The organism is Pseudomonas sp. RW10S2, assembly GCF_014268985.1.
Classification (GTDB): Bacteria; Pseudomonadota; Gammaproteobacteria; order Pseudomonadales; family Pseudomonadaceae; genus Aquipseudomonas; species Aquipseudomonas wayambapalatensis.
In genome coordinates, this window is sequence record NZ_JABWRO010000165.1 from 1 (window position 1) to 9,795 (window position 9,795).

Annotated in this window: 8 protein-coding genes; 7 read left to right on the forward strand and 1 reads right to left on the reverse strand. The window is 54.7% G+C overall.

The annotated features are described in order from the left end of the window. Together HU729_RS23855 and HU729_RS23860 are read left to right on the forward strand one after the other, a co-directional pair. Window positions 1-3,682, forward strand: a 3,682-nt coding sequence (locus HU729_RS23855) for a DUF637 domain-containing protein (RefSeq protein ID WP_186711733.1), incomplete at its 5' end; no start/stop codon positions are given. Further along, the gene (locus HU729_RS23860) at window positions 3,682-4,548 is read left to right on the forward strand and encodes a hypothetical protein (protein WP_186711734.1); all 867 of its coding nucleotides are present in this window, start codon (window positions 3,682-3,684) and stop codon (window positions 4,546-4,548) included. The genes HU729_RS23855 and HU729_RS23860, both read left to right, overlap by 1 nt. On the opposite strand, the gene nfi is transcribed toward HU729_RS23860, so the two are convergent. After that, entirely contained in the window at window positions 4,532-5,230 is a 699-nt protein-coding gene (gene nfi, locus HU729_RS23865; protein ID WP_186711735.1) for a deoxyribonuclease V, read from the reverse strand. The genes HU729_RS23860 and nfi overlap by 17 nt on opposite strands. Before the next feature lie 376 nt (window positions 5,231-5,606). Between nfi and HU729_RS25675 the strand changes: the two genes are divergently transcribed. From HU729_RS25675 to HU729_RS23890, 5 genes are all read left to right on the forward strand, one after another. Next, window positions 5,607-7,214, forward strand: a complete 1,608-nt coding sequence (locus HU729_RS25675; protein WP_202883566.1) for an EndoU domain-containing protein — start codon at window positions 5,607-5,609, stop codon at window positions 7,212-7,214. Further along, window positions 7,211-7,780, forward strand: coding sequence for a hypothetical protein (locus HU729_RS23875; RefSeq protein ID WP_186711736.1), 570 nt, complete (start codon window positions 7,211-7,213; stop codon window positions 7,778-7,780). The genes HU729_RS25675 and HU729_RS23875 overlap by 4 nt, the downstream gene beginning before the upstream one ends. A 597-nt stretch (window positions 7,781-8,377) precedes the next feature. Next, the gene (locus tag HU729_RS23880) at window positions 8,378-8,653 is read left to right on the forward strand and encodes a hypothetical protein (protein WP_186711737.1); all 276 of its coding nucleotides are present in this window, start codon (window positions 8,378-8,380) and stop codon (window positions 8,651-8,653) included. 52 nt (window positions 8,654-8,705) lie between these two features. Continuing rightward, complete coding sequence (locus HU729_RS23885; protein WP_186711738.1) at window positions 8,706-9,074, forward strand: hypothetical protein; 369 nt, start codon at window positions 8,706-8,708, stop codon at window positions 9,072-9,074. Between the two features lie 485 nt (window positions 9,075-9,559). Continuing rightward, on the forward strand, window positions 9,560-9,795 hold a 236-nt coding region (locus HU729_RS23890), incomplete at its 3' end, for a hypothetical protein (protein WP_186711739.1).

Sequence of the window (9,795 nt, forward strand, 5' to 3'; positions counted from 1 at the left end):
GCTGTACCTGGCCCACGCCAACGGTCGCGTCGCCCCCAACGGCGCGCTGATTCAAGGCCGTGACGTCAACCTGATCAGCGGCGGCGACCTGGTCAACGTCGGCACCCTGCGTGCCACCAACAACCTCGCCGCCAGCGCCACCAACATCAGCAACAGCGGGCTGATCGAAGCGGGCGGGCGCCTGGACATGCTCGCCACCGACTCGATCCGCAACGCCCAGGGCGGGATCATCGCCGGTCGTGAAGTGAGCCTGACCGCGCTGACCGGCGATGTGATCAACGAACGCAGCGTCACCCGCCTGGAAGGCCGGGCCGGTGGCGAGCATGTGACCAAGGACCTGGTCGACACTGCAGCACGCATCGAGGCGGCGAACGACCTGACCATCACCGCGGGGCGGGATATCGGCAACGTGGGCGGGGTGCTCAAGGCGGGTGGCGATATCAGGCTGGATGCCGGTCGCGACCTGTCCATCGTCAGCCAGGAAGGCGTCGACAGCCACGAGTATCAACGCCGCCGTGTCAGCGGCCACGACACCAGCATCACCCAGTACGGCAGCGAGATCAGCGCAGGCGGCAACCTCACCGCCACGGCCGGCCAGGACCTGAGCATCGTCGCCAGCGAAGTCGAGGCACGCCGCGACCTGGCCCTGCAGGCCGGCCGCGACGTGACCCTGGCTGCTGCGGCGAACGAGGAGCACAGCTACGCCAAGGGCAAGAAGGGCAAGACCAAGTACGAGCGGCAGGAGGATGACGTCGAGCAGCAGTCTGCCGTGGTGAAGGCCGGTGGCGACCTGGCCATCGACGCCGGACGTGACCTGCGCCTGGTGGCGAGCAAAGTCAGCGCCGGCGAGGAAGCCTACCTGGTGGCGGGTGACAAGCTGGAACTGTTGGCGGCCAACGACAGCCAGTACTCGCTGTACGACATGAGCAAGAAAGGCGGCTGGGGCAGCAAGCAGACCCAGCGCGACGAAGTCACCGACGTCAAGGCGGTGGGCAGCGAAGTCAGCAGCGGTGGTGATCTGACGCTCAAGAGCGGCGGCGATCAGTTGTACCAGGGGGCGAAGCTCGCCTCGGGGGCTGACCTGACCATCGATAGTGGCGGCGCGGTGACGTTCGAGGCGGTCAAGGACCTGCATCAGGAGAGTCACGAGAAGAGCAAGGGTGATCTGGCCTGGACCAGCATGAAGGGCAAGGGCAACACCGACGAGACCGTGCGCCAGAGCCAGTTGACGGCCAACGGTGACGTGCTGATCAAGGCGGTAGATGGCTTGAAGGTCGACGTCAAGCATATCGATCAGGCCACTATCAGCCAGAGCATCGATGCCATGGTGGCGGCTGATCCGCAGTTGGCGTGGTTGAAGGAGGTCGAAAAGCGCGGAGATGTGGATTGGCGGCAAGTGAAGGAGGTGCATGACTCCTTCAAGTACAGCCATTCAGGGCTAGGCGCAGGCGCGCAGATGGTTATCGCGATCCTGATCGCCTATTTCACCGCCGGTGCGGCTAGTGGATTGGTGGCCAGCGGAGCCTCGACCGCCGGCGCTTCTTCGGTGGCTACCTCGGCCGGAGGCATGTGGGCAGCTGGGACCGGTGCATCGTTGCAGGGTATTGGCTGGGCCAACGCCGCAGTAACCGCAGGTGCGATGGGGATGACCAGCAATGCCGCCATCAGCACCATCAACAACAAGGGCAACCTGAGCCTGGTACTCAAGGACGTGACCTCCAAGGATGCGCTGCGTGGGTATGTGGTGTCGGGCATCACCGCCGGATTGACAACAGGGTTGTTCGAGGGCTGGACAGGAACGAAGACTGACGTTGCTGGCGCTGGCGGTGCGACCGGAACGGTGGTCAATACCACGACGGTTCTGCCACCAGGCGGGCTATCCAGCGTAGGGGGAATTGGCCGGTTTGCTGGCAACCAGATGCTGCAGAACGGGACATCTGCTGTGTTGGATCGAGCACTCGGCGGTAACAGCTCATTCAGCGAGGCACTGCGTAATAGCTTGGTTAACACATTTGCGGCGGCAGGCTTCAAGTGGGTTGGCGACATCAGTGCAGAGAACAAGCTTGACCTGAAGGACGGCGGAATCCCCAAGGTTGCTTTGCATGCCCTCATGGGTGGTCTTGCAGCGGAAGCCTCCGGTGGAGACTTCAGAATGGGTGCGCTGTCAGCGGGTGTGAACGAAGCTGTGGTGGGGCTACTGGCTGATCAGTACACCAAGATCCCGAAAGAGGACAAGAATCGGCTGTTGGTGATGAACTCGCAGCTCATCGGTGTTCTGACCGCTGCCGCGGCCGGGGGGGACGCCAAGGATCTTCAAACTGGATCCTGGGTTGCGGGCAGTGCGACTTCCTACAACCGTCTCTTGCATGACGCCGAGAAAAAGGCCCTCACGACCGAGGCTGCGGAGCTGCAGAAGCGGCTGGGTAAACCAGGGACGGATCTGTCTTGGGAAGACTTGTTGTTGGTAGCCGCCAACGCTCAGGTGGATGAGACGGAGAGCAAGCGGCTGTTGCTGCTTCTGAAAATGTATGACCCAACAAAACCTGAAGGGCAGCATTTTGTTGAAAGTCTGAAAATCGCCCAACAGAGCATCTCCAGATTAGCGGCCCAGGACATTGTCCTGACCTGGAAAGATGGAAGCCCCATCACGGCCGATGGGGATGAGGTCAAGGCGTTCCAGTCCACTGGAAAGCAATTCCAGGATCACGGATTGTTCAATACCGATTCGAAATGGACGCAGGCATCGGGCAACAGCTGGGCGGGCGATGTTGATATGGTGCCCGAGGCATGGAAGCGGCAGTTTGGCGAGAAGAATGCCGCAATCTACATGCGTGAGATTGGGCAGGTATCGAGTAGCCCGGCTGAAATGAAGGATCTCGCGGAGCGCATCTCAGTCATCGCCACAGGTGGTGTGCAGGATGTGACGGTGGATCTGGATATCGCGTTGGCGATGACGGGCGTGCCTGCTGTAATGCGCGCGTTGCTGGCCAAGCGCATTAGTGCGGCCATGGCTGAGGTGGGAGGAGCGGCTGGGAAGGAGGGGCTGGTTGATGCTGGGGGCGCGTCGGCAGGGAAGGGTACTGCTGGTGGTGCGGGCAAGGGCGCATGGATAGATGGGGAGTTTGGCCATCTTGACCCGCTGAACAGTGCTGAGTTTGACCGTCTGCTCTTCCAAAAGGTCGGTTCAGAAGCTGAAGCGCTGATTAAAGCAGGAGATACTGCCGGTGTCGCGTTGTCGAGGGCAGGTGTACCGGGGCGGGATTATGTGAGCGAGGCGTTCACCAATATAAGTGCGAAGGTGCCGAAATTCCCTGGGATAGAGCGGTTTGGCGAGGCCAAAGAGTATTTCACAGTGGTCGATCAGGGGGCGTTCATGCGAAAGGTAGAGCAGCTGTATGCTGACACAGGAACGCCGCTGACACCTCAGGTTAAAGGGATGATTGAAAACCTTGTCAGCAATGGAAAGAGATTTGATGTCCAGAATGGTATTCCTGGGCTGCATGCCGAGGTCAGAGCGGTGAATAGCGCGCTTACTCGGTACCCCAAGGTATCAATTGATGATGTGAAAGTGGCCACCTACAAGCTGGCACCGAAGCAGGGTCAGGGGGATAAATTCGAGGCGTGCTCGAACTGTAGCGGTGTACTGAAGGATGCCGATGTGATTACCGGAAGGAAGCACTGATGATTATCAAAAGAAATGCGATAAGCAACCAGGGCGGATTGTGGACTTTTCGGGGCGTACCCTACACCGGGGGGGCGTTGGAATTCTCGAATGGTCATGTGGTTGGAGGAGGTATGTATGAAGATGGCCGCTATGTTGATGTCTACCGCAGCGAGTTTATTATTGGGGAGGTGCGTAATGGTATCGAAATGGAGCGAGACTATACGGGGGAGCAGTTTTATTGGGGAGATAGTGTCTACAATGGATTTTCCTATGAGTTTAGTGGAAATGTATGTGTCAGCGAGCGCTTGTATGAATATGGCTGGGTGATAGAGGAAGTAACATATTTCCCAGATGGACAGTTGCGAACTGTCGAGATCGGGGAGGATGTTCCACAGAGTTATGAGTGGTTCGAAGGCGGTGGGCTGGAAGCTATGACGGTTCACCAGAATAATATTTTCATGTTTTCCTTGAAATTTTCATTGGAAGGTCTGACGCGGTTGACTCTGTTGGGTGACTATTTTTCTAAGCTACCGCAAGTGATCGGGTGCATAAGGTTTCCTGTGTTGCGTGATAAAGCGGAGCTCTCCTCTCTTAAGTATGCAGCCCGGGTTTCACTCATTGGAGATGGTATTGACAAGGCCGTGGTTGATTACATTTTTATGGGGGGCAATGAGCGCTGTATCAGAGAGTTAGAGCTGGATGGTGTCAATGGTACACCGGAAATTTTGCAGTGTTTGAAAAATTATCAGCAGTTGAGTGTATTGAAAGTTGTGGCTGCTAAGGATTGCGTTGACTGGTGGCGTGAAGGGTGCGTCCAGTTTCAGGTACTTCGTCCCGAATGTGACGTATATTTAAATAATCGGAAGGTTAGTTTGGAGGGGTGATGGGGTGTTTGTTCTGTTCGTAGAATTGCCTTCCATATCGATCTGCAAGCCGGGTCGTTTCTGGTAGTCGATAGTGGCGTGTTGCATTCAATACCCAGTGACAGGCAGTTTCAAGGGAGATTCGGTGGCCGATTGAAACGAACACGGGTTTTACATTTTTTTGAGTCTTGAGCGCGGCCCCGATTAGTTCGTCGCCGTCGAACAGGCCTGATTGGCATCCCCTTTCATTAAGCGGAGGTGCGTATTCACCAATGAAGCGACTTTTTCCGCATCCAATAGTGGGTATGTCATAAAGTACCCCCAAATGCGATGCCAAGCCAAACCGACGAGGGTGAGCTATACCTTGCCCGTCGCAGATGATCAGGTCAGGTCGGTGGGTTATAGTTGATAAGAGCTTTACGATAGAAGGCAGTTCTCTAAACGAAAAAAGACCAGGCACATAGGGAAACGCAGTCGTACCCGACCATGCATGCTCTTCGATGATTTCCAGGCTTTCTGCGTCAACCACAACAATAGAGGCTATGAGTGTATCGTTTTCTTTGTGGTAGGCGACATCAATGCCTGCGATACTAGAAATAGGCCCAAGCTGATCTTGCTTGACTACAAGTTTAGATAGTCGTGTCTGTAGATCGATAGCCTCGCTTGGGGTTATATCCCAAGGGTGTTGTATGACTGGTTGCATGTGGACTGTTCTCGCTAAATCAAATGGGTGAGGTTGTCGTCAATGATTCGTAAGATTATGCCATTTAAGAGGCAAATGACCAGCTGATTTACTATTGATCTTGGGCATGAAAAGCATGAAAGGGGCTAAACGTTGGGTGGGTCTAGTTTTGCTACTCTAATTTTGGTCACTATGGGGTCGAAGGAATCAGGTAGTCATGCAGGTCAAGGAAAAATCAATCTATCCCTGTTTTCTGGTTTTTCTGACTGACGGTTTCGTGGGTTTTTGAGTATTTACGAAAGACGGAAGGGGCGGTGAGACTCAATATATTTTTAGTTTTGCTCTTTGTTCTGTCTTGCTGTGTAACCAATCAACCACACAGCGTAGCGACAAGCTGTTGCAAGTCTACAAGCGCGATCCCTCATTGCTTAGCCAGGATGAGAAGGTCGAGCTCGCGGCATACCTGCAGGTTTATGCCTTTGAGAGACTGGATGCCGTCAGGAAACTGGATGCCCAAAATGGCTTGGGTCTCAGCCATAGCCTGGCAACCGTCCAGGCAAGTGTCGCCGGTTTGCTCAGTGGTGAGCAGACCTTGGGCTATGGCTATCCCTATGCAGGTAGCAGCCAGGACAAGCTCGCGTGGACAGATGCTCAGCGCAGCCAAAGGCGGTGGGCAGCGAAGTCAGCATGGGTCGCCAAAAACGGCACGCAATACAACTTCCTTGGGGACCATTCGGCCAAGCAGCGAGACGAGGCAAGGGACAATTATCGCAAAGACGGCGGAATGGACGCCGCGCGTGATCTGGTCAACCTCGAAGGCGCGGATCAGCGTAGCGACAAGCTGTTGCAACTCTACAAGCGCGATCCCTCATTGCTTAGCCAGGATGAGAAGGTCGAGCTCGCGGCATACCTGCAGGTTTATGCCTTTGAGAGACTGGATGCCGTCAGGAAACTGGATGCCCAAAATGGCTTGGGTCTCAGCCATAGCCTGGCAACCGTCCAGGCAAGTGTCGCCGGTTTGCTCAGTGGTGAGCAGACCTTGGGCTATGGCTATCCCTACGCTGGTAGCAGCCAGGACAAGCTCGCGTGGGCAGATGCTCAGCGCAGCCAAATGGGACTGGTTGAAAACCTGGCCTGGACCCGGGACCGTAGCGTCGACGAGCAGACCTACCTGGATGCCAAGTCCAGCCTTCGCATTGGCGAACAGCAGCAAGGTTTGGCCAACCTGGGTGATCCTGCGATCTACTTCCTGACCGGCTCTATCGGCAGCACGATCAGGGCTGTGGCGGCGACCAATGGAGCGCTGCAGTTTACGCAGGGTGCCAAGCAAGCGGTTGATGGTGATGGATGGAATGCCGCTGGTAATATGGTGGCCGGCCTGCTTGGGATGGCTACACTGGGGATTCCCGCTGTAAAGGGTGGGGCGGTTGCAATCGGCGACGCTGCCTCCACACGACCAGGAAACCCGGGCGTTATCAGGAATGACCCAGCTCTTGCAGTTTCACCAAATACCGGAAAATACCTAGAAGATTTCAAACCGTCGCCTACCCCACTGGAGCTGGTGCGGCAACAGACAGAGACGTTATACGCAACGGCGTTTATACGCTTTGATCATATCCTCGACGGTGGAGTAAATACGTTGAGGAGTGGTGAGAGGGTTGGGACGGGTGGTCATTATTTAAGGTCTCCTGATGTCAATGTGACTCGAATCACTGGTCAAGTTGATGAATTTGGTGTTTCAAAAGGGTATGTCTCTATACGCGATCCTCTGACGAATAGCTGGGCCCCGAAGAAAGCAGAGACAACATTTTTCCCTGAGCAGTGGAGCAAGCGGCAAGTTCAGATAGAGATCGAGGGTGCATTCAGGAATTCATCTCCTATAGCTGGTACTGAACGGTGGCGAGGGATTTCACCTAGTGGCGTGAGAATAGAGGGATACTACGGTAAGCCGGATGGTACGGGGGCCACAGCGTGGCCTGTGTATGGAAAGGATAGAAAAATATGAATTTAGGTATCGTATATCCTCATTGGTCGATATTTGGATTTTATGATCTGGGCGCGTCTGAACATGGCGAGCGAGCGCGCATCGAGCAAATACCTGTAGGGGTGCGCGAAATTGTTGGTTGGTTGAGTGATGATGTGAGTGGTACGGCCAGTGCTCAAGCATTGATCGATCGTTTGAGTGCATGTGGGCTTCAAGGGCATGCCGAATACTTGGGGTTTGGAAATGCGCACCATATGGGATACGCTGAAGGCCACCTGTATTTGGAGTGTGAGTACAGCGATGGACTTCAAGTCATTATGACGGTGGCACAAGCCACTGATGTGCTGAGCGAATATGTGAGCTTTTTAAAATCTGGAGTTCGCAATAAAGATGCCCCTCCTACGCCCTTTTTGGTTGAATATGTTGCTGAGGGAGAGGCTGCTTGCCTGCTATATCAGGAAATGGGGGGGCGCATAGGATTTTCAGTAGAGGAAATGAGAGAGAATAGCAGGGCTCAGCGTAAAGATAACAAAAGAAAGGCGCTTTTGAATAAACTTGATCATCAAAATAAAACAAATGATATCTAAGCTCTGTCTGAATGTATCTGGGCTCACTCATGCTATGTTGAAATGGGCTCGGCACGTTCACGTATTCCAGTACAGTCGGGCGCAGCCTCGGCCGTTTCTCGCCCCGTTTCGCCTTGTCTGGCTTTCGAGCAGACACATTTCAGACAGCCCCTATCAAGAAGCTATGGGCATCAGGAACCAGGTCATGATTATGTCGCCGGTTGGGTTTACGCTCCTGGCACATTAGGTGTGTTTGTGGCGCCCAGCAGCCGGCGGAGCGAATATCGGTGATCAGTTATCCACCGATAAGCCGTTTAGTTACGTGGACGCATCAATTGCTGCTACTGTTGGCGGGGCCACTCAAGGCAGGGGGTTAGGGTTCACTCTCGGTGCTGGGGCGGGTGGCTCTTATTTAGGAAGTTTGATCAAGGGTGAAGATCCGACGTATTCACTTCTGGGAGCAATTTTAGGCGGGGTAGTGGGTTTCAGAACTGGGCAGGTGGTGTCTGGCCAGCTGAAGCCATACGCAGGATCTTCTGCGGATATTATAGGTAATATATCTGGTTCTGTTACTTCAGAAGTCGCTGGAGGAAAAGTGGGATCTTTGGGAGAGGGCAAATGATTAAGCCAAAATCAAGTTTTCAAGCTTTTCTGTTGCTGTTTGCTTATTGTTTTTTAATATTTATGTTAGTGAGTGTTATGGGGGTTGTTCTAGGGACGGTAATAATTTTTTTTAAGATAGGCAGTTGGATGCTTGAATGGTCGGAAATTTTCCGGCTGGTTCCAGGGGCTTTAATCTACACGGTGTTTGCTACGGTGGGCATATGGGGGCTGGCTCGGCTGAAAGACCATAAAGAACGTAAAGCCTCCAGAGATAAAGAGGAGAAACGGTGAAGGGTATGCCTCTACGTGCTGTAACCAAGCTCAGTTCTGTAGGAGATAAAAAGTGAAGCTGGAAAGAGTTGGGTTTTTGTTGATGGCTATGTTGTTGGTGTATTCTGTATTGTTTTTTCTTGGAGTTGGGGTGTTGGGGCACCTTGTAGGGTCGATTATTGGTTATTATAAGTTTGATTATTGGGTATTTGGTTGGGAGGATATTCATAAGTCTATTCTTGTTGGATTGTCTTGCGGGGTTCCAGTCGCTTTAGGGATATGGGTGAAGTCAAAGGTGGCAGAGGTTAAAAAAGCGCAGCGACTGATTTTTAATTTGTGGTTGTGTTGGGTTTGTCTGGGCTTTAGAGGGGCGGAACTTGTGGGGGGGCTAAATTTATCTAGGATGCCAATTGTGTATTTGGTCGGATCAGTTCGCTTATAGGCGCAAGAATAGAGCGTGGCGATGTAATTCAAAGGGTTGGGAAGCTAAAGGCTTCGAACGTGTCGTGCCGAAAAAGTGAGATGAAAGTTATTGCCGTTGATTCAATTTGGCTTAATAAATTCAAAGATTGGTTTCGCCCGCAGAGCTCCGTCGATTGCTTCAAGTGTCGCGCGTGCGCGTGGCCGCCATCGATCAGGCCCAAGGGCCGGGTAAACTGCCCAGCCGCAGCGGTGAAGTGGTCGCCCGCCAAGGCACGTCGAGCCAGGTAGGAGGGGCCGCCGACGGGTTGCACTGGTCCACTGCACAGCCTGGGCCGAGCACGCCGATCACGTTGCCCAGCCCTCCACCGAGACCATCGTTGCGCGCGACACCAGCCTCCCGGCAATGACGTCGGTGGCCGCGCCGACGCTTCAGCAGGCCCTCCCGACCGTCGCCAGCACCGTCTCCACCGGCATGACACTGCCCGCGGCGCAGAGCACCCGCGGGTGCAGGGCGTTCCGGCCAATACTGGCGCACCGGCCAGCGACGAGACGCTGTTCCGCTACCTGATGGACAACGCCATCGCCAGCAATGACAAGCTGTCGCTGAGCGTGGGCGTGTCGCTCAGCGCCGAGCAGGTCGCCGCCCTGACCCACGACATCGTCTGGATGGAGCAGGTCGAGGTCAACGGCGAGAAGGTGCTGGCGCCAGTGCTGTACCTGGCCCACGCCAACGGTCGCGT